Raw genomic sequence first — 17,706 nt, 5'->3', positions numbered from 1 at the left:
CCCGGATTTTTTCGAATAAACGCCCCCTATTTATGAATTCAGATTCGCCGAATCAGGCCATGCCCAATGCCCCGATGCAGGGCGGCCACTACCCCAAATTTCTGCTCACGCTGGCTGTGTCGTTTGTGGTGATGTATGTGGTAATGTACCTCAACACATATGAGCTCGACCACGTTTATTTCAGCCTCACCCGCTTCTACATGACCGTGCTGATGGTGACGGCCATGGCCGTGGTGATGCTGCTGATGATGCCCATGATGTACCCCAACAAAACTACCAACGGCATCATCATGGGGGCCAGCCTCACACTATTTGTGGGCGCGCTGGTGATGGTGCGTGCCCAAACCTTCGTGGACGATACTACCTGGATGAAGGCCATGATTCCGCACCACTCCATTGCCATTCTCACCAGCGAGCGGGCCACCATTAAAGACCCCGAAGTACGGAAGCTCGCCGATGGCATTATTACTGCCCAAAAGCGCGAAATCGGCGAGATGAAGGCGATGATAAAACGACTGGAAGCGCAGCCCTAGCGCCCGGCGCAGCTCACTCAATAGGCGGGGCTAATAGCTAAACCCAATCGCGTGCAGGCAGGCGCACCAGCTGAAAAAGAACCGCCGGTCTTCCTGTTTGCGGGCCTTTTTAATGGCTTTGGCGCGGGCCTTGACTTCGGACAGCTCGAAGCGGCGGATTTTGGTGGGCGGGCTGCCGACGACGGGAGCCACAGCAGCGGCGGGTTGCGGGTGGGATTGCATGGCGCTGAGGAAGTAGTATACAGTAATAATACGGAATTTTCGCTGGAAAGTCAACCCGGCGGGCGGGCGTACTTTCGCGCCATGACTGCCAACCTGCCCACTTCCCTCCTGCTCAACGGCCGCGAATACGCTTACGCCGCCATCCGTGAATATCCCGCTCAGCTTGATGCGCCCGTGAACGGCTACGAGGCTAAGGTGCTGGACTTTGTACGGCAGTGGCTGAACGGGACGCAGGAATTTACCCTCACCACTTCGGGCAGCACGGGGCCGCCGTCGCCCATCGTGCTGCGGCGGCGGCAGCTGGAAGCCTCGGCCCGCCGCACGGCCGATTTCTTCGACCTTGGGCCGGGCGACCGCGCCTTGGTTTGCCTCAACTGCGAGTACATCGGCGGGATGATGATGCTGGTGCGCGGACTGGAACGGAACATGCACCTCACCATCGTGGAGCCGCATGCCGACCCGTTTGCCTACGTGGCCGGGGATGCGAAATTTGATTTTTCGGCCTTCGTGCCCTTGCAATTGAAAGCCGTGCTGGCGGCTGGCCATGCTGCGCGGCTCGATAAAATGAAGTCGTTTCTGATAGGTGGCGCGCCGGCCGATGCGGCGCTTACGCAGGAACTCCAGCCGCTGAAAGCCGCCGCGTGGCTGACGTATGGCATGACCGAAACCTGCTCGCACGTGGCCTTGCGGCGGCTTAATGGCCCGCAGGCCGGGCCTACGTTCCGGGTGCTGCCGGGCATTGCGGCGGGACAGGATGAGCGCGGCTGCCTCACGCTGCGCGGCGACGTGACCGATGACCAGCTCATCGTCACCAACGACGTGGTGCAATTGAGCGCCGACGCGCACACGTTTGAGTGGCTGGGCCGGGCTGATTTTGTGATAAACTCGGGCGGCGTGAAGGTGCCGGCCGAAAAAGTGGAACTGGTGCTGGATGTGGCTTTGGCCGAAATCGGGCAGTCGCGCCGCTGCTTTGTGGCGGGGCAGCCCGATGAGCGGCTGGGCCAGGTGGTGACGGCCTTTATTGAAGGAAAACCGCTGACGGAAACGCAGGAAAATGACCTCAAAACCCTGCTGGCGGCCCGCCTAGGACGCTATGAGCAGCCCCGGCAATTCACCTACCTGCCCGAATTCCAGATGACGGCCACGGGCAAGCTCAACCGAGCGGCCACGTTGCGCACGCTGTAACGCATGAAATTCTGCTTTTTACTCAGCCTGCTAATTGGACTACTGGCCAGCCTGGCCGCGCGGGCTCAGGAGCCGGACTCGACCGGCACGGCCGCGCCCGATTCGGCGGTGGTGAACGGCGCGGGCAGCCTTACGCCGCCGCCAGCCGGGCTGCCTTCGGCGGAGTTCGAGACCTATAATGTGGACGGAACGGGCGTGCGCTACACGGCGGCCCTCACCGGACTTTACACTACGGGCACGGTGGAGCGGGTGTATTTCAGCACCAGCCATACGGGCGGCTTCACCACGGGGCACTGGCAGTTTCCGGCGGCTTTTAGCTACAGCTACGGCCGGCAGGATGGGGCGCTACGGGAGCGGGAGTTGCTGCTGCTCAGCACGCCGGACTATCGCATTCGGAAGTGGAAATTTTACGCGCTGGGTGAGTTCGAAAGCAGCAACCTGCGCGCCATCACGCGGCGCGTGGTGGCGGGCGGCGGCGTGGGCTACCAGCTCTACACCGACAGCACCAACAGCGAGGTGGCGCTGAGCACCTTCCTGCTCAACGAGCGCACCGACTACAACGCCGAGCCCGATTTTTCGCGGCACGTGGTGCGCAATTCCACCCGCCTCAAGCTGCGCCTGAACTGGGGCGTATTCAGTGCGTCGGAGCTGTTCTTTTATCAGCCCAGCCTGCGCGACCCGGGCGGCGACTACCGCCTGAACAGTGCCACCGTGCTGGCCTTCAAACTCTACCAGCACCTGGCGCTGAATCTGGCCTACTCGTTTTCCTACGAAAGCGTGGTGGTGCAGGCGCGCAGCCGGGCGAATGGCACGCTCTCGGTGGGCTTCGCGTATAGCACGGGCAAGTAAATTTTGTCATTCCGACGCAGGAGGAATCTGGGTAAAATCAGCCAGGAAACTTCCCTCCGATTCCTCCTGCGTCGGAATGACAACGACTCGCCTAGCGCATGTTGGTTTGGGTGAAGAGCGGCTCCTTGTCCTTCATCACCTTGAATAGCTCGCCCAGAAACAGGTTGGCGCGCAGGTAAAATACCGGGCCGTTCAGCTCTTTCTGGATGGCCCCGGGCACGAACACCGGCTGCCGCCAGCCCAGGCCCGTGCCCGCGCCACCCCAGCGAAACACGCGGTACTGAGCAGCCAGCGTGGGCTCCACGATGCCCATGAACTCGCGCGGGGTTTTATCGGAAACGTTGTCGTCGGTTTTGTAGAGCACGTAGGCTGAGCCCAGGCCCAGCTGCATGTTGGCGCTGAGCTCCCAGCGGCGGTTTTCGAGCAGCACGTAGCCGGCGTAGGCGGCCAGGTAGCGGAAGCGGATTTCGGCGTCGGCGTCTTCGGCAGCATTTTCGGGCTTGGCCTGGCGCGAGGGCACGCCGGTGCTCAGGAAGTAGATGGCCGCGCCGGTGCGGAAGCGGCTTTTGAATTCGATGCCCAGCTTGAGGCCGTTGATGGTGGTGAGGTGGTGGTTGAGGATGGAGTAGCGCGAGTCGTACTGCACCACGAAGCGGTTGTGCGGCAGGCGCACGATGTTGGGCCGGCGTACCACCGAGTCGGGCCGGGCCGGCCCCACGGCCTGCGCCCACGCGCCCACCGGCAGCAGGCCCACACTCAACCACACAAGAAGTAACAACCAACGCATATCAAACCCAAAGAACCGACCAGCGGCAAAGGTCGGGGATTTCACCCGGCCACAACCGCCACTTCGCCCGGTTGTTTGGCCGCTTCGCCCCGAAACGGCTGGCGCGGGCCTAGGGTTGGACCTTAGTTTTGACCAACTTCTTCGCCCGGCTCCCATGCTCACCCCCGATTCCCTGTTTTCTCTCGCCAACCCCGTGGCCCTGCTGGGCTGGGCCTTGCTGGTGCTGGCTCCGCGCTGGCGCGGCACCCGCGCCGTGGTGCTGAGCGGGGCGCTGCCGCTGCTGCTGGCCGCCACCTACGCCGTGCTCATTGCCACGCACTACCTGGGGCCGCACGGCGGCGAGGGCGGTTTTGGCTCGCTCGATGAGGTTGCGGCGCTGTTCCGCGACCGGTGGGCGCTGCTGGCCGGCTGGGTGCATTACCTCTGCTTCGATATGTGGACCGGGGCCTGGGAGCTGCGCGATGCCCAGCGGCGCGGCGTGCCGCACGGGCTGCTGGTGCCCTGCCTGGGGCTCACGTTTATGTTCGGGCCGGTGGGGCTGCTGCTGTATTTCGGGGTGCGCAGCCGGTATCCGGAGCCGGCTGGAGTTGCCATTTAGTACCGCGCGTCTGTCATCCTGAGCAGCGCGAAGGACCTTATCACGCCCGCAACAGCTGGATTACTGCAAACCGTTCAGCGGGGAGAAGGTCCTTCGCTGCACTCAGGATGACAGACGCATTAGATTCCTTAAAACCTCTACGCCCATGAAAACCACCACCCTGCTTTCATCCGCTGACTTTTCGCCGCTCAGCGCCCTTGCGCCGGCTGCCGGCACCGTGGGCGAGGCCCTGCGCCTGCTGCACCGCGTGAACCCCGTGCTCTCCTACACCGGCTGGCTGAACGTGGCGCTGGCCGTGCTGGCCCTGGCGCTGCTGCCCTTCGACCAGCGCCATGTGACCGGGGCGCTGGTGTGGCTGAAGCCGCTGAAATTCGCCCTCTCCATCGCCGCCTTTGCCTGGACGCTGGGCTGGCTGCTGGCCGACTTACCGGCCGCCGCCCAGCGCAGCGTGCAGCTGCTGAGCTGGGGCGTGGCCGTGAGCATGGCCGTGGAGCAGGCCGTGATTTTCACGCAGGCGGCGCGCGGCACCACCTCGCACTACAACACGTCCTCGGCGCTCAATGGCATCCTGTTCGGGCTAATGGGCTTGTTTATTCTGGTTAATACCCTGATGACGGTGTGGGCCCTGTACCTAGCCTGGCGCTACCAGCCATTCGGGCCGGACGGCTACGTGTGGGGCGTGCGCCTGGGACTGATGGTGTTTGTGGTGGGCAGCGTGCTGGGCGGCTTCATGATTCATAACCAGCAGCACACCGTGGGCGCGCCCGACGGCGGCCCCGGCCTGCCCGGCCTGGGCTGGAGCACCCGCGCCGGCGACCTGCGCATTGCGCACTTCCTGGGCATGCACGCCCTGCAAGCCCTGCCCCTGCTGGGCTGGGCCCTGAGCCGCTGGGCTCCGCAACAGGCCACGGGCCTCACATGGGCCGGGGCGGCGCTGTATGCCGGCGCGGTGGCCGGGCTGTTTGCGCTGGCCATGGCGGGCCGGCCGCTCTGGGCCGGGCAGTAGGCGGCGCACTACTTTTGACTGCTCATCAAGCCCGCCGCCCCATGACTGCCCTCAATGACCGTCGGTTTCTGCTGGGAGGCATTCCGCTGCTGAGCTTCGTTATCGCCGTCGTCGGCCTGCCCATCGGGGCGGATGGGCGCTGGCCGCTGGTGCTGACGCATTGGGTGATTTCGCTGTATTTCACCACGGGCTACTGGCTGGCCAACCGGCAGCTGTGGCGGGCGCTGCTGGCCCGCTTCCCCCGCCCCGAGCAGACGCCGCGCCGCCTCTGGCTGCTGGCCGGCTTGGCGGTGTTGGTGACGGCCGCCACTTCAGTGCTGCTGGCGCTGCCGCTGCGCGCGCTGCTACCCGCCGACTTCCCCTTCACGCTCCCGGCGTTGCTGGTGCAGGTCCGGTTCAGCCTGGTGCCCACCGTGGCCGTGCTCACGCTCTACGAAACCATGTATTTCTTTGAGCAGTGGAAAACCAGCCTGAGCCGCGCCGAGGAGCTGGGCCGCGCCCAGAACCAGGCCCAGCTCGAAGCCCTGCAAAGCCAGCTCGACCCGCATTTTCTGTTCAATAACCTCAACACGCTCTCGGCCCTCATCGAGCCCGGCAACGCCCCGGCCCAGGACTTTGTGGAGCAGCTGGCCGACGTTTATCGCTACGTGCTGCTGGCCCAGGGCCGCGCCACCGTGCCCCTGGCCGAGGAGCTGGCCTTCATCGAAACCTATCTGGCGCTGCACAAAGCCCGCTTTCGGGATAATCTGCGGGTCGAAATCAGCATTGTGCCCGCCGCGCTGGCCCGGCACGTGGCCCCGCTCAGCGTGCAGCTACTGGTGGAGAATGCGCTGAAGCACAACGTGGCCTCCCGCGAGCACCCGCTGCACCTTCGCCTAGCCGTGACCGCCGATGCGCCGGATGCCCTGGTGGTCGAAAATACCCTGCGGCCTCGCACGGCCGGTTTCGCGCCCGGCACGGGCACCGGCCTGACCAACGTGCGCCGCCGCTACGCGCTGCTGGGCGCGGCGCAAACCGTGGAAACCAGTGCCACCGATGGCAAATTTGTAGTAAAGCTGCCGCTGCTGCTGGCCCAGCGCTAATTCGCACCCATGACCGTTCTCCTCCTCGAAGACGAGTACCCCGCCGCCGAGCGCCTGCAGCGCCTGCTGCTGCAAGCCGCCCCCGACGCGCAGGTGCTGGCCGTGCTCGACACCGTGGCCGGGGCCCTGGCCTGGCTGGCCGTCCACCCCGCCCCCGACCTCATCTTGAGCGACATTCAGCTGGCCGATGGCCTGAGCCTCGAAATCTGGGAGCAGGCCGTGGTGCCCAGCCCGGTCATCTTCACCACCGCCTTTGATGCGTACGCCATCCGCGCATTCCAGGCCCACAGCGTGGCATATTTGCTGAAACCCGTGAAGCTGGCCGAGCTGCAAGCCGCCCTGGCCAAGCGGCGGCAATGGTCTGAGTTAAGAGTTAGGAGTGAAGAGTTAAGAGTTGACTCAGATTCACCAATGCTTAATTCTTCACTCCTAACGCTTAACTCCATCGAGCGAATGCTCGATGCCCTACGGCCCTACAAAACGCGGTTTCTGGTGCGGCAGGGCGAGCAGCTGCTGCCTCTGCCGGTGGCCGACGCGGCCTGGTTTCTGAGCCGCAACGAAACCGTGACGCTGGTGGCCACCGACGGCCGCCGCTTCGTGCTCGACTACACCTTGGAGCAGCTCGAAGGCCTGCTCGACCCCGCCCGGTTCTTCCGCCTCAACCGCCAGATTATTGCCCAATTGCTGGCCGTGCGCCGCCTGCACCCGCATTTCGGCGGCAAGCTTTTGGTCGAATTACACCCCGCCCCGACCGAGGAAATCTTGGTGAGCCGCGAGAAAGCCCCCGCCCTGAAAGCCTGGCTGGAAGGGTAGGTTTCGTCTGTCATTGCGAGCGCAGCGAAGTAATCCGTCCTCTCAAACCCAGCTCTTTTCTTCTACCAGAAAGTCCCGATACTGTACAGTACCGGGGCTTTTCACATCTCAAGGCCTATCACATTGTACAGGACGGATTGCTTCGCTGCGCTCGCAATGACAGGCGAAACCTACCTGTCCAGCCAGCTCTTGAACACGTTCACCTTTTCCCTACTCACCAGCACCTGGGCATCGGGCGCGGTGGGTTTGAGCACGGTTTGCAGGCGGGAGTTGGTGTAGGAAATGATGTCGTGAATGGCCGACTGCTGGGCCAGGTAGGCGCGGTTGAGGCGGAAGAAGCGGCGCGGGTCGAGCAGCGTTTCGAGCTGGTCCATCGTGTAGTCGACCACGAATTTGCGGCCTTCGGTGGTTTGCAGGAAGGTGGCTTTTTCGAGGCTGAAGAAGTAGGCAATCTGGTCGAGCGGCACCACTTTCAGGTGCTCGCCCACGCGCACCACAAACTGGGTTTTGTAGCTGGTGGCGGGCGGGGCGGTCTGTTGCATTTGCTGCATGAGCTGGGCCAGCAGCGCGGGGTCGAAGGCCGGCGCGGGCGCGGCGGGCAGGCGCTGGCGCAGCTTGGCGAGGGCGGCGGCCAGCTCATCGGCATCGATGGGCTTGAGCAGATAATCCACGCTGTTCACCTTGAAGGCTTGCAGCGCATACTGGTCGTAGGCGGTGGTGAAGATGACCGGGCAGCGCACCGCCACCTGCTCAAAAATCTCGAAGCTCAGCCCATCGGCCAGGTTGATGTCGAGAAACAGCACATCAGGCGACACTTCCCGCAACAGGCTCACCGCCTGGGCCACCGATTCGACCGTGCCGAGGATTTCGAGCGGCTCGGGCTGGCGGGCCAGCATATCGGTCAGGCGGCGGGCAGCCAGGGGTTCGTCTTCGACGATGAGGGCACGGAGGGGCATTTTTTTGAATTATGAATTATAAATTATGAGTTATGAATTAGCTCAAATATGCCCTCGCAAAACTAGGATGCGATTTCGCCGCATTCATAATTCATAATTTTTAATTCATAATTCAAATTACCAGCAACGGCAGCGTCACCACAAACTCGCCATTCTCCTCGCCGCTCACCACAGGCTTATCGGTGAGAAAAGCGTAGCGGGCGGCCAGGTTGGCCAGGCCCCGGCCCGACGACTCGCCCGGGGCCAGCCGGCGTGGGCGGCGGGTGTTGCGCACCGTCAGGGTGTGGGCGACGGGGTCCAGGGTCACGCGCAGGCGCAACGGGTCGGCCTGGTAGGCGGCGTTGTGCTTGAGCACGTTTTCGAGCAATAGTTGCAGGGCCAGGGGCGGCACGTAGTACGGGGCCACGGCAGCGGGTGGCAGGTCCATTTCCACCGCCAGGGCGTCGCCGAGGCGGGTTTTCTGGAGGTACAAATAGCTTTCGGCGAAGGCAATTTCATCGGCCAGCGGCACCAGTTCCTGGCTTTCGCTGTCGAGTACGTAGCGGTACACCTGCGAGAGCTGCCGGATGAAGCGCACGGCCCGGGCGGGGTCGTTTTCTTCCACCAGGCTGGTCAGCGCGTTCAGCGAATTGAACAGGAAGTGCGGGTCCACCTGCCGGCGCAGAGAATCCAGGCGGGCCACGGCGGTTTCCTTTTCGAGGCGCTCAACGCGCACCGTGGCCTCACGCCAGCCCAATAGGAAGGAGCGCGAGTGCATGAACAGCGACACAATCACCGTCATCACCAGCGGGGCCACCATCTGGCCGGCCACGTTGCGCTGGAAGATGGCCAGCGGCGACTGGTGCCACAGCAGCACAGTAATGCCCTCGCCAATCAGCAGAATCACGAACAGCGAGGCCAGCAGCGACGCGCCCACCGTGAGCAGCAGCCGGCGCACGGGCCGCTCGGTCCAGCCCAGGCCGTGGTTCAGCCAGTCGGAGGTGTAGCCGTTGGCCAGCCACAGCCCCACGAAATACAGCAGCGAAATCGCGAAGCTGATGCCGTAGTTGACGGGGTGCAGCCAGGGCTGGTGTTCATTGGAAAACGCGAAGCCGGCCGTGCCCAGCAGTATCCACCAGCGCCGCTCCCAGATGGACCGCAGCTGCGAGGGCTCGGTGGTGGTGACCCAGGGCTGGGCTGCCGGGGCGTTGGAATCAGCAGCAGGAGCGCAGGAAGCGGAATGGGGCAGGGCCACGGCAGAGGGCAGTTGAGTTTGCATCAAAGTAAGGGGCTGGGGGTATAATTGGAGCCAGTTGAACAACGTAGGGGCGGGGCTCGCCCCCGCCCGTCGTCCGCACCATTCACCGATTCCATTCAACGACGGGCGGGGGCGAGCCCCGCCCCTACCTCCTACGCCCCTCCTACTTCGCCGCCGTGGCGGGCGTTTCGTACTGCTTCATCCGGCCTTGCAGCTGGCGCTGGCCCCAGTTGGGCACCAAGGGGCCGGCGGGCGCGAAGGCCGCAAATTTGGCCTGGGCCTGCTCGTAGAGCGGCTTGGCCGCCTCGGGGCCGCCACCGAACATCTTGGGCGTGAAATTCACGTTATTGGCTTCCACCAGGTAGGGGCGCGGGTTGGCGGGGTTCAGAGCCTGGGCTTTGGCCACGGCCTCGCCCACCATTTCCGAATACTTCATTGAGCGCATCATGGGCGAGATGCCCAGGCGGGCCTGGTAGGCATAGGCTTGCAGGGTGAGCAGCTCTGATTCGTCGCCGTGCAGCTGGCGGGCCTGGCCGAGGGCGGCTTCGGCCTGGTCGAGGGTTTTGTCTTTGGTATCGCCGTCTTCCTTGCTTTGAAACACGTTAATCACCAGCGCATAGGCCTGGTAGTAGCGGGGCAGCCAGTCTTTGGGGGCCACGGTGGCGGCGCGCTCAAATTTAGCCGCCACGGCCTTGAGCACGGCCGGGTCGCCGGTGCTCATCAGCTCGGTGATGGTGGCGGCCATCAGGGTGGTGTAGGCATCGGTGGGCGCGGCGGCAGCAGTGGCGGGCGCTACGGCAGCGGCGGGTTGCGCCTGGGCAGCGGCGGCCAGCGAAACGGCGGCGAAAGCAAGGGTGAGGACGAGGGTTTTCATGGAACGGGGAGTTGGAGTGATGGTGAAGAATGGTTTGCCGCGGTTGATGATTCAAAGGTGGCGGCGGGCCGGGCCGGCCGGAAATGCTTGTGCCCGAAGCGTCGGATGAAGCGGATGAAGCGTCGGCGGGGCCGGACCAGCGGGTCGCGCTTTTTTTACCGGCTCGTGCGCCGGCCATGCAACGCCGGGGCAGGCAATGCACTCTTAGCAGTATTCCAACCCACTTTCCAATCCCTTACGCATGCGTTTCCTCCCTTTCGCGCTCGGTGGCCTGCTCCTTGCCTCCGCCCTTCCCACCCTCGCCCAAACCGCGACCGAAACGCCGGCGGCCCCGCGCTTCTACATCGGGCTGGGGGCCTACAGCAGCTACTACCAGCTGCTGGGCGGCCAGTCGCTGGCCTTCAATAGCCCCGTGCGGGTGCCGGTGCAGCTCACGGCCGGCTACCAGCTGCGCCCGCGCCTGGCGGTGCAGCTGGGCGTGGCCTACAGCGGCAGCACGGCCCACTTCGCCAGCGTGGGGCGCTACTACGACCCCGCCAATCCCACCAGAGGCACGTACTTCGACTACAATGCCACCAGCACCCTGCGCAATGCCTCGGTATCGGTGCTGGCGCGCTATACCCTCACCCGCAACCCGGCCCACCGCGTGCAGTTTGATGCGCTGGGCGGCTTCACGCTGGAGCACGGCAGCGGCTACGAGCGCGGCACCCGGGCCGACAGCCTCGGCGGGGCGCTCGTGGTAAGCCCGTACGGCTACCGCACCTCCCGCAACACCCTATTGCTCACGGCGGGCATCGGGACGCGCTACCGCCTGGGCCGGCATTTTGAGCTGACCTACGACTTCACCCTGAATAAAGCCCTGACCAACGACAGCCCTACCGGCCAGTTCCAAGGCCTCACCAGAAGCAGTGCCCTGGGCCTGCGCTACCGGTTTGGGCGGTAGCCTGCCCCCAACTTTCCTTGCCACTGCCGGGCAATGCTTCGGTGCGCCAACTCATTTTCTTATTCCATTCCATCCCTTTTTATCCCAACCAAATCCATGCGTTTCCTTTCCCTTGCCCTGGGTGGCCTTTTGCTAAGCACTGCCCTGCCCGCCCTCGCCCAAACCAGCACCGAAACCCCTGCCCTACCGGGTACGACCCTGCCGGGTACGACCACGCCCCTGCCGCCCCGCTATTACATCGGGCTGGGTGCTTACAGCAGCTTTTATCAGTCGCTGGGCCACGCCTCGGAAGGCTCCTACGACTACAATTTCCGGCTGCCGGTGCAGCTCACGGCCGGCTACCAGCTTAGCCCGCGGCTGGCGGTGCAGCTGGGCGTGGCCTACAGCGCGGCCAACTACCGCTACGACCAGTTTCTGCTGAATACCACGCCCGGCCAGCCAGCGTCCTACAACAGCATGGCCGGCAGCAAAAAGCAGCAGCAAACGTCCGTTTCGGCGCTGGCCCGCTACACCATCACCGCCAACCCGGCCCACCGACTGCAGTTCGATGCCCTGGGCGGCGCAACCTTCGAGCGCGGCACGGCCTACTACCAGGGTTCGCGCACCGATAATGCCCAAGGTCCGCTCACGACGACCAACTATGACTACCACGTTTCGCAAAACACCTGGCTGCTCACCGGCGGCGTGGGGGCCCGCTACCGCCTGAGCCGCCACTTCGAGCTCACCTACGACTTCATGGTGAACAAGGCCCTGAACGATACCAACCGCTACGGCTCGGGCCTCACCAATACCCTCACCACCAGCCAGGCCCTGGGCCTGCGCTACCGGTTTGGGCGGTAGCATTCGCTTCGGGCCTCAAAAAAAGCGGCCGCTCCTGCTGGGGCGGCCGCTTTTTGCGTTTGGGCTGGTGCAGGGCTTAGCTGGGCAGCGCGGCCTTGCGGTCTTCCACGGCTTTGATGGATGCGTCGAGGGTGGCAATCTGGGCGTCTATCTGGTCGGCGTCTACGTCGGCGAGGTAGGCGGTGGGGCCGCTCACGGCGCTGTTGCTTAGCTCCAGGTTGGCCTTGCGGGCAGTGGCCGCGATGAGGGCCCGCTGGGCGGCGCGCTTCTCGCCCTCGGTGAGGCCGGTGCGGGCGGCTTCCGTGGTGTAGTGGGCTACGTCGTCGGTGGCTTTGGCCAGTTGGGCGGCCACGGTGGTGGCCCGGTCGGTGGCCTGCGTGTCGGCGTAGGTCTGGTTGTAGTCGCGGTGGGCGTAGGTGCCTTTTTCTTTGGTAAGGCTGGTCAGGGCCTGGTCACAGTCGGCTTTGGTAGTGAGCAAATTTACATCGGCTGCCATATGATTTTTTTGGGGTTTGGAGTGGGAATAAAAGGATTGAGCCCAAATGTAGCCGGCCGCGTAAGTCCCTCCAAGTCATTCCCAACAAAGGACAAAAGCCGTGCTTTTTCCCGATTTGGGCCGGAGCAACAGCAGCAATTATTCGACAGAAAACAGAACGTCATGCTGAGCGCAGCCGAAGCATCTCTACCGCGCAAGTAATTCATTTACTACTGCGGTAGAGATGCTTCGGCTGCGCTCAGCATGACGTTCTTTTCCTTGCTCTCCTCCCCGCCCCTACCCAAGTAGCGCCCCCAAGGCCGCCGCCTCGGCCTCTAGCGCCAGGGCGCGCTGGTGCCGCAGGTGCCACCCGGCCAGCACATCGGGCGGCAGGGCCAACGGCACGGTGGCCAGCCAGGCGTGCACGTAGCGCAGGCGCACGGCCACGGCGGTGGCGGGGGCCTCATCGGCGGGAGGCGGGGGCGGCGGCAGGGCGGCCAGCAGCGCGGGCAGGGCCGCGGCCCAGCGGGCGGCTACGGCAGCCTGCTCGGGCAGGGCGCGCAGCTGCCAGCGCAGGTTGTGGGCCTCGTGCAGGCAGGCGGCGCGGCGGCGCTCCAGCGGCCTAGTATCGAAGGGGCTGGGAGGCGGTGGGGCTTCGGCAGCTTCGGGCGGCACAGCCGTTTCTTCGGCTTCGAGGGGGGCCAGGAAGGGGGCCAGCCGCCCGCTTACTTCGCGGGTGAGGGCGCGGGTGCCGCTTTCCAGCTGGCTCACCAGGCCGGGCGTGACGCCCAGCAGGGCCGCCAGCTGCTGGCGGGTCAGGCCGTAGTAGCGGCACACCCGGGCCAGGTAGGAATCAGAATACGTGACGGGACGGGCCATGAAAGGGCGTGTAAAGAATTTCAGTATGGTGGCGATAATTGTTTACAAGCTACGTAAACAATTATTGGCCACCTGCACTAATTCTTTACAAGAGCGCACGACGCGGCATGAGCTTCAATCCGGCCGGCAATAAAAAGCCCCGGCTGTCGAAACGGCCGGGGCTATGTACAGGCAGGAAAGATTACCGGGAACTGCTCGGAGGAGAGGTGTCGGGTGGACCGGAGAAACCGGACTGGGCCTTGCGGGCCAGCCGCTCCGCAATGAGGCGCAGGTCAGCGGCGGCGGCGGGATTGGCTTTCAGTTCGGCGGCCTCCTGCTGGAGTTGATACTGGTGCCGCCAGTTGATAAGCTCTAACCGGTATGCTCGTGGCGCATTCCGGTTATTGCGCAAATAATCACCTGCCCACTTGTAGTACTCAGCCGGGCTAAGGGCTTTCATGGCCGGGTGGCGGGTACCAGCCACACCTCCCCCATCGGCCGGAGTAGCTGGCACGGCCGAAGCCGGGCTTGGTCCAGGGGAGCTTGACGGTAAAAACGCTTCGGGTTTCATAGTAGTAAGTTACGCAAAACAGTTACAACTCATCCAACACGATGCGCGTGAAGCCAGTTTCAGCGGCCACTTCCAGCACCTCAAACCGCGTTCGGGGAGCAAACAATACCTCATACTCATTTTGGCTGTCGACGCCGTACTTCGAGACCTCCTCAATAAGCCGGCCGGTACGGGACTGAATGACGAACAAACAGTTCTTCTGAGGGCTGTGCAGATATTGATGGGCAATGGTAGCTTTTTGGCTGGCCGAGAGAAAAGCCGGCCATCTGACGGGAAATCCAGCATCGAAACTGGCGCGGTAAAACATAAGCTGGCTAGGGCGCAACTGCACCCCGCAGAAAGCCAAGCCCACGTAGGCGGGCAGCTTGGCGAGTGCTGCCGCCAAGCCCTGCCCAAATAGGGTGCTATTATCACCTCTGCTGGCGTGTAGCGTCCGGTTCAAGGCCTCGTAGCCATCGTCGCTGTAATGGTAAATGGCGGCCTTGTCGATAGTGGTGAGGCGAGGCAGAGCGGTGGCCCGGCGTCCTTCCTGCACGGCCCGCCAGCCCTGCGGGCAGTAGTGCTGGAGATATTCGGCTAACTGGCTCCGCTGCTGAGCAGTCATCATGGGCTACTTCTGGCTTGGCGCAGCCACTTCGCCGCCCTCCACCAGCACGATTTCGGCCGGGGTGAGCTGGTAGAGCTGGTACACCAGCGCATCCAGCTCCTTATCGCGCTGGGCCAGGTGCTGGCGGGCGGAGGCCTGCGCCTGCTGGTGCGCCACGTGGTGCTTCAGCCACTCCCCTTTCTCTTTCAGGCTGAGGGCGCGGCCGATGCTTTTTTCGAGGGCCGTGCTCCAGGGCTTCCACTCCTGCGTGAGGGCCAGCTTGCCACTGAGCGGGGCGCTCAGGCCCAGTTCGGCGCGGAGCAGGGCGGCAAAGTCGGAATCGGCGGCGTGCAGTGTGCGGTGCCCGGCCAGTAGCTCCTCGGCGAGGGCGATGAAGGGCTGTTGCTCGGCGGGGGTGATGTTGGGAATGGGAAGATTTTTAATGTCTCCGACAAGAATTTTAGGGATAGATGTTGCAGCGTTTGCTTTGGGATGAACCTTAGTATGATACCAGCTGATAACACTGGAATTAATAATGCTTAATAGAAACATAAGCAAATCAGTTGACCCATCCCTGCTAATTATATTGATAATAGAAGGAGTATTAGCAAATGACTTATCTACATAAGTTGCGGTTATTTTATATCTATCGCCACGGGTAACTTCCATAACTAGAAGCCTAGGCTGGGTAAAAAACTTGGGATTAACATATCCAGCTACATGCTTCCCGTACTTAATAAACTGATTGCTTTCCCGATTCGAATATCTACTTAAATCCTTGCCTTGAATTTCTTGCATATACTCCTCTGAGAGCTTACTATCTGAATGCCACAGCCTGTCGTCAACAATCCTGTTACCCTCGTCCCCATAAACTTTTATTAAGTCGCTCCTGCGATAAGGAATGTACCCTTGCGAAACCTCATAAGTGGAGCGAACAAGCACAGAATTCTCTTTCAATTTGGATACTAGACTTGCATCAATACTAGTGCTGTTAAGATTGATAATTAAATCAGGGTGCTTTCTAATATCAGAAATTTCTAACTGGGCTAAATAACCAAATTCTTGCTCGTGCATCCCAGTTACGACTATGGAATTCGTTTTAGCATTGTTTCTTATGATACAGATGATAGTATCTAAATCAGCGTCGCTAAACACTTTCTTAGGTAGGTCAACAATTTCTATTAGATTCTGCTCAAGTACAAGTTCACGCAGCTTTTTATGCTGTTGTATTGAAAGCCATGTATAGGGGACAATGAAGCCTAAGAATCCGTCTTTTACTAGTAGACTTATGCCCTTTTCAATAAAGATGGCATAAGAGTCAAGTTTGTATGCCGGCGAATTATAGTTATTGAGAAAGTATTTCTGCTCCACCTTTTTAATACTCGCTCCATACGGCGGGTTCCCCACCACCACGTCAAAGCCGCCGTCGGCGAAGGCTTCGGGGAAGGCGGCTTGCCAGTCGAAGGCGCGGTCACCGGCCACGGCGGGGTCGGCGATGAGGGAGTTGCCGGTGCGGATACTGTGGTCGAGGGAGGTGAGGGGCCGGCCGGGGTTGGCGGTCTGGAGCCAGAGACTGAGGCGGGTAATCTGGACGGATTCGGGGTTGAGGTCGACGCCGTAGAGGTTGTGCTGGAGGATGTGGCGGTCGAGGTCGAACAGCTCGCGCTGGCCGGCGCGCAGCTCGGCCAGGGCATCGTTCACCACCTGCCCCTCGCGCAGCAGGTAGCCGAAAGCCTCGTTGAGAAACGCCCCCGAGCCGCAGGCGGGGTCGAGCACCCGAATGGCGCGCAGGCGCTGGCCGTAGGCTTCCCAGGCCGCCAGGTGCTTTTGCACGCGGGCGCTGGGCGCGAGCAGGCGCTTGGTTTGCTGGTTTACGCCGATGGTGGCGCGGTCGGTATCCGTCAGGTCGGGCAGGGCATCGAGGCCGGCCTCCTGGCGGCGCTCGCGCAGCCAGCCGCCCACGGCCTGCTGCACGATGTAGCGGGTGATGTAGTCGGGGGTGTAGAAAATGCCGTCCTGCTTGCGTTTGCCCTGCTTGGCGCTGGGCGCGGCCTCGCCCAGCAGGCGGGCGCGCTCGGCTTCGAGGTCGGCGAGGCTTTGCTCGAAGATGTGGCCGAGGATGTTCACATTAAGGTCAGAGGCAAAATTGTATCCTCCTAGTTCTACAATTGGCTCTAATGCGACATCTTTAATTAAGAGGTTATCAAGCGCTATATCCTCCGCGAAGAGGCCCCCATTGAAACGGTTAATCTTGGCGGCCTCATTCCCTTTGTCAATACTTCTAAACAGTCCGCGTACACTTCGGTAGATGCTATCATCCGCTCTGTCGAAAACATTAGCCTTCACTACCAGAAGCAACGTTTTGAGCGTTTTTTCAGGCATAATGTGTCTGTCTTCGCAAAAGCAGACGAAAATCACTCGGTCGAGCAGTTTCTGAGTGTGCTGAAGAAGCTCCAACGGTGGCACAGCAGGGTTTTGCTCGATAAGGTGGTCGAGCAAATCGCGGCGGGCGTTGCGGTAGTCACGGTAAAAATCTTTGCTGATGCGGGCCTCCTGCTCCTGGCGCTGGCGCAGGGCCTGGTCGAGGGGGGCATCGGGCTGGGCCGGGGCGGGCAGCAGCTGCCCGCTGCCCAGCAGGGCAAAGAAGCGCACGAGGGCGGCCGGTTGGTCGGGCAGGGTGCGGAAATCGAAGACTTCGGCGCGGGTCTGGTCGTTGGCAGCATACACGCGCAGCTCCACGAAGTTGCTCACGATAACCCAGCGGCAGCTCGGCCCCATCTTGGAGGGGTAGCTGAAGGCTTGCTCCACGGGGCTTTCGGCGCGGCCTTTGGGGCCCAGCTTCTGCTTGGCGTCGAGGTTCTGCTTGGCCGATTTTAGCTCCACCACCGCCCGCACCGGCCCGCCGAGGGCCCCCTTGCCATCGGCCGCGAAGTCGCCGAGGGCACCGTCGGGCTTGGTGCCGTCCACGTTGGTTTTCTTTTCGAGCAGCAGCTGGCGGTAGTCGGGCCGCTGGTGCTCATAGCCCAGCGCCTCCCCAAATACGAGGGTGAGGAACTCGGCCTGCAAGGCTTCTTCCTTCTGGCTGGTGACGTAGCCGGAGGCAATGCGCTGCTGCCACTGACGCAGCTTTTCCACGCGGGCGAGCCAGTCGGACAAGGCTTGGGCGGGGTGGTAGGTAGCAAGCGGCGCGGGCAGAGCGGCCGGGGCGGGGGCGAAAAGGGGGAGCATGCGGCGAAGGTAGCGGCAGGGCCGAGTTGGACGGCGCGACTAGGGCTGAAAAGAAACCGGCAG

19 protein-coding genes are annotated in these 17,706 nt (G+C 62.6%); 9 read left to right on the top strand and 10 right to left on the bottom strand.

The genetic code is table 11. From position 1 onward, the window contains the following. The first annotated feature begins 32 nt into the window (after positions 1–32). Entirely contained in the window at positions 33–533 is a 501-nt protein-coding gene (locus tag ACYU70_RS00515) for a DUF305 domain-containing protein (protein ID WP_342296297.1), read from the top strand. A 30-nt stretch (positions 534–563) separates the two neighbouring features. Here the strand turns inward: ACYU70_RS00515 and ACYU70_RS00510 are convergent, their stop codons facing one another. Beyond that, on the bottom strand, positions 564–755 hold the full coding sequence (locus ACYU70_RS00510) for a hypothetical protein (RefSeq protein WP_342296298.1): 192 nt from the start codon (positions 753–755) through the stop codon (positions 564–566). Between the two features lie 81 nt (positions 756–836). On the opposite strand from ACYU70_RS00510, the gene ACYU70_RS00505 reads away from it, so the two are divergent. Further along, positions 837–1,940 (top strand): AMP-binding protein, encoded by a 1,104-nt coding sequence (locus ACYU70_RS00505; protein WP_342296299.1) that lies wholly within the window; start codon positions 837–839, stop codon positions 1,938–1,940. A 3-nt stretch (positions 1,941–1,943) separates the two neighbouring features. After that, positions 1,944–2,789, top strand: coding sequence for a DUF481 domain-containing protein (locus ACYU70_RS00500; RefSeq protein WP_342296300.1), 846 nt, complete (start codon positions 1,944–1,946; stop codon positions 2,787–2,789). Between the two features lie 91 nt (positions 2,790–2,880). Here the strand turns inward: ACYU70_RS00500 and ACYU70_RS00495 are convergent, their stop codons facing one another. Then, entirely contained in the window at positions 2,881–3,576 is a 696-nt protein-coding gene (locus tag ACYU70_RS00495; protein WP_342296301.1) for a hypothetical protein, read from the bottom strand. A gap of 154 nt (positions 3,577–3,730) precedes the next feature. Here ACYU70_RS00495 and ACYU70_RS00490 point away from each other — a divergent pair, with 154 nt between their 5' ends. The 4 genes from ACYU70_RS00490 (at position 3,731) to ACYU70_RS00475 (ending at position 7,075) form a co-directional block, all read left to right on the top strand. Further along, on the top strand, positions 3,731–4,174 hold the full coding sequence (locus ACYU70_RS00490; protein WP_342296302.1) for an ABA4-like family protein: 444 nt from the start codon (positions 3,731–3,733) through the stop codon (positions 4,172–4,174). 145 nt (positions 4,175–4,319) lie between these two features. Then, positions 4,320–5,180 carry a hypothetical protein gene (locus tag ACYU70_RS00485; RefSeq protein ID WP_342296303.1) on the top strand — a complete coding sequence of 287 codons (861 nt, stop codon included), beginning with the start codon at positions 4,320–4,322 and terminating at the stop codon, positions 5,178–5,180. 41 nt (positions 5,181–5,221) lie between these two features. After that, positions 5,222–6,262, top strand: a complete 1,041-nt coding sequence (locus ACYU70_RS00480; protein ID WP_342296304.1) for a sensor histidine kinase — start codon at positions 5,222–5,224, stop codon at positions 6,260–6,262. 9 nt (positions 6,263–6,271) lie between these two features. Then, the gene (locus tag ACYU70_RS00475) at positions 6,272–7,075 is read left to right on the top strand and encodes a LytR/AlgR family response regulator transcription factor (RefSeq protein ID WP_342296305.1); all 804 of its coding nucleotides are present in this window, start codon (positions 6,272–6,274) and stop codon (positions 7,073–7,075) included. Positions 7,076–7,245: 170 nt separating this feature from the next. On the opposite strand, the gene ACYU70_RS00470 is transcribed toward ACYU70_RS00475, so the two are convergent. The 3 genes from ACYU70_RS00470 to ACYU70_RS00460 form a co-directional block, all read right to left on the bottom strand. Next, complete coding sequence (locus ACYU70_RS00470; RefSeq protein ID WP_342296306.1) at positions 7,246–8,031, bottom strand: LytR/AlgR family response regulator transcription factor; 786 nt, start codon at positions 8,029–8,031, stop codon at positions 7,246–7,248. A 112-nt stretch (positions 8,032–8,143) separates the two neighbouring features. After that, on the bottom strand, positions 8,144–9,289 hold the full coding sequence (locus tag ACYU70_RS00465; RefSeq protein ID WP_342296307.1) for a sensor histidine kinase: 1,146 nt from the start codon (positions 9,287–9,289) through the stop codon (positions 8,144–8,146). 142 nt (positions 9,290–9,431) lie between these two features. Then, the gene (locus tag ACYU70_RS00460) at positions 9,432–10,142 is read right to left on the bottom strand and encodes a hypothetical protein (RefSeq protein WP_342296308.1); all 711 of its coding nucleotides are present in this window, start codon (positions 10,140–10,142) and stop codon (positions 9,432–9,434) included. Positions 10,143–10,383: 241 nt separating this feature from the next. Between ACYU70_RS00460 and ACYU70_RS00455 the strand changes: the two genes are divergently transcribed. Then, positions 10,384–11,085 carry an outer membrane beta-barrel protein gene (locus ACYU70_RS00455; RefSeq protein ID WP_342296309.1) on the top strand — a complete coding sequence of 234 codons (702 nt, stop codon included), beginning with the start codon at positions 10,384–10,386 and terminating at the stop codon, positions 11,083–11,085. A 96-nt stretch (positions 11,086–11,181) separates the two neighbouring features. Next, on the top strand, positions 11,182–11,925 hold the full coding sequence (locus ACYU70_RS00450) for an outer membrane beta-barrel protein (RefSeq protein ID WP_342296310.1): 744 nt from the start codon (positions 11,182–11,184) through the stop codon (positions 11,923–11,925). 76 nt (positions 11,926–12,001) lie between these two features. On the opposite strand, the gene ACYU70_RS00445 is transcribed toward ACYU70_RS00450, so the two are convergent. The 5 genes from ACYU70_RS00445 to ACYU70_RS00425 all read right to left on the bottom strand — a co-directional run bounded on the left by ACYU70_RS00445 (position 12,002) and on the right by ACYU70_RS00425 (position 17,643). Beyond that, positions 12,002–12,421 carry a hypothetical protein gene (locus ACYU70_RS00445; RefSeq protein WP_342296311.1) on the bottom strand — a complete coding sequence of 140 codons (420 nt, stop codon included), beginning with the start codon at positions 12,419–12,421 and terminating at the stop codon, positions 12,002–12,004. 276 nt (positions 12,422–12,697) lie between these two features. Next, positions 12,698–13,279: a helix-turn-helix domain-containing protein gene (locus ACYU70_RS00440; protein WP_460615869.1), complete on the bottom strand. Its 582-nt coding sequence runs from the start codon at positions 13,277–13,279 to the stop codon at positions 12,698–12,700. Positions 13,280–13,460: 181 nt separating this feature from the next. Then, positions 13,461–13,829 carry a hypothetical protein gene (locus tag ACYU70_RS00435; protein WP_342296313.1) on the bottom strand — a complete coding sequence of 123 codons (369 nt, stop codon included), beginning with the start codon at positions 13,827–13,829 and terminating at the stop codon, positions 13,461–13,463. A 22-nt stretch (positions 13,830–13,851) separates the two neighbouring features. Continuing rightward, a complete protein-coding gene (locus ACYU70_RS00430; protein WP_342296314.1) occupies positions 13,852–14,436 on the bottom strand; it encodes an ADP-ribosyltransferase domain-containing protein in 585 nt (194 codons plus the stop codon). A 3-nt stretch (positions 14,437–14,439) separates the two neighbouring features. Further along, a complete protein-coding gene (locus ACYU70_RS00425; protein ID WP_342296315.1) occupies positions 14,440–17,643 on the bottom strand; it encodes an Eco57I restriction-modification methylase domain-containing protein in 3,204 nt (1,067 codons plus the stop codon). Positions 17,644–17,706 lie beyond the last annotated feature (63 nt).

The organism is Hymenobacter segetis, assembly GCF_054776495.1.
Note: the sequence above shows the minus strand (reverse complement) of the source record. Positions and strands in the feature narration are given on the sequence as shown.

What these genes read in the sequence shown, in the direction of transcription:
- ACYU70_RS00490 (WP_342296302.1), top strand. Translation starts at nt 3,731, where the DNA reads ATGCTCACCCCCGATTCCCTGTTTTCTCTCGCCAACCCCGTGGCCCTG.
- ACYU70_RS00455 (WP_342296309.1), top strand. Translation starts at nt 10,384, where the DNA reads ATGCGTTTCCTCCCTTTCGCGCTCGGTGGCCTGCTCCTTGCCTCCGCC.
- ACYU70_RS00475 (WP_342296305.1), top strand. Translation starts at nt 6,272, where the DNA reads ATGACCGTTCTCCTCCTCGAAGACGAGTACCCCGCCGCCGAGCGCCTG.
- ACYU70_RS00465 (WP_342296307.1), bottom strand. Translation starts at nt 9,289, where the DNA reads ATGCAAACTCAACTGCCCTCTGCCGTGGCCCTGCCCCATTCCGCTTCC.
- ACYU70_RS00425 (WP_342296315.1), bottom strand. Translation starts at nt 17,643, where the DNA reads ATGCTCCCCCTTTTCGCCCCCGCCCCGGCCGCTCTGCCCGCGCCGCTT.
- ACYU70_RS00480 (WP_342296304.1), top strand. Translation starts at nt 5,222, where the DNA reads ATGACTGCCCTCAATGACCGTCGGTTTCTGCTGGGAGGCATTCCGCTG.
- ACYU70_RS00430 (WP_342296314.1), bottom strand. Translation starts at nt 14,436, where the DNA reads ATGATGACTGCTCAGCAGCGGAGCCAGTTAGCCGAATATCTCCAGCAC.
- ACYU70_RS00485 (WP_342296303.1), top strand. Translation starts at nt 4,320, where the DNA reads ATGAAAACCACCACCCTGCTTTCATCCGCTGACTTTTCGCCGCTCAGC.
- ACYU70_RS00495 (WP_342296301.1), bottom strand. Translation starts at nt 3,576, where the DNA reads ATGCGTTGGTTGTTACTTCTTGTGTGGTTGAGTGTGGGCCTGCTGCCG.
- ACYU70_RS00435 (WP_342296313.1), bottom strand. Translation starts at nt 13,829, where the DNA reads ATGAAACCCGAAGCGTTTTTACCGTCAAGCTCCCCTGGACCAAGCCCG.
- ACYU70_RS00500 (WP_342296300.1), top strand. Translation starts at nt 1,944, where the DNA reads ATGAAATTCTGCTTTTTACTCAGCCTGCTAATTGGACTACTGGCCAGC.
- ACYU70_RS00460 (WP_342296308.1), bottom strand. Translation starts at nt 10,142, where the DNA reads ATGAAAACCCTCGTCCTCACCCTTGCTTTCGCCGCCGTTTCGCTGGCC.
- ACYU70_RS00470 (WP_342296306.1), bottom strand. Translation starts at nt 8,031, where the DNA reads ATGCCCCTCCGTGCCCTCATCGTCGAAGACGAACCCCTGGCTGCCCGC.
- ACYU70_RS00450 (WP_342296310.1), top strand. Translation starts at nt 11,182, where the DNA reads ATGCGTTTCCTTTCCCTTGCCCTGGGTGGCCTTTTGCTAAGCACTGCC.
- ACYU70_RS00505 (WP_342296299.1), top strand. Translation starts at nt 837, where the DNA reads ATGACTGCCAACCTGCCCACTTCCCTCCTGCTCAACGGCCGCGAATAC.
- ACYU70_RS00445 (WP_342296311.1), bottom strand. Translation starts at nt 12,421, where the DNA reads ATGGCAGCCGATGTAAATTTGCTCACTACCAAAGCCGACTGTGACCAG.
- ACYU70_RS00510 (WP_342296298.1), bottom strand. Translation starts at nt 755, where the DNA reads ATGCAATCCCACCCGCAACCCGCCGCTGCTGTGGCTCCCGTCGTCGGC.
- ACYU70_RS00440 (WP_460615869.1), bottom strand. Translation starts at nt 13,279, where the DNA reads ATGGCCCGTCCCGTCACGTATTCTGATTCCTACCTGGCCCGGGTGTGC.
- ACYU70_RS00515 (WP_342296297.1), top strand. Translation starts at nt 33, where the DNA reads ATGAATTCAGATTCGCCGAATCAGGCCATGCCCAATGCCCCGATGCAG.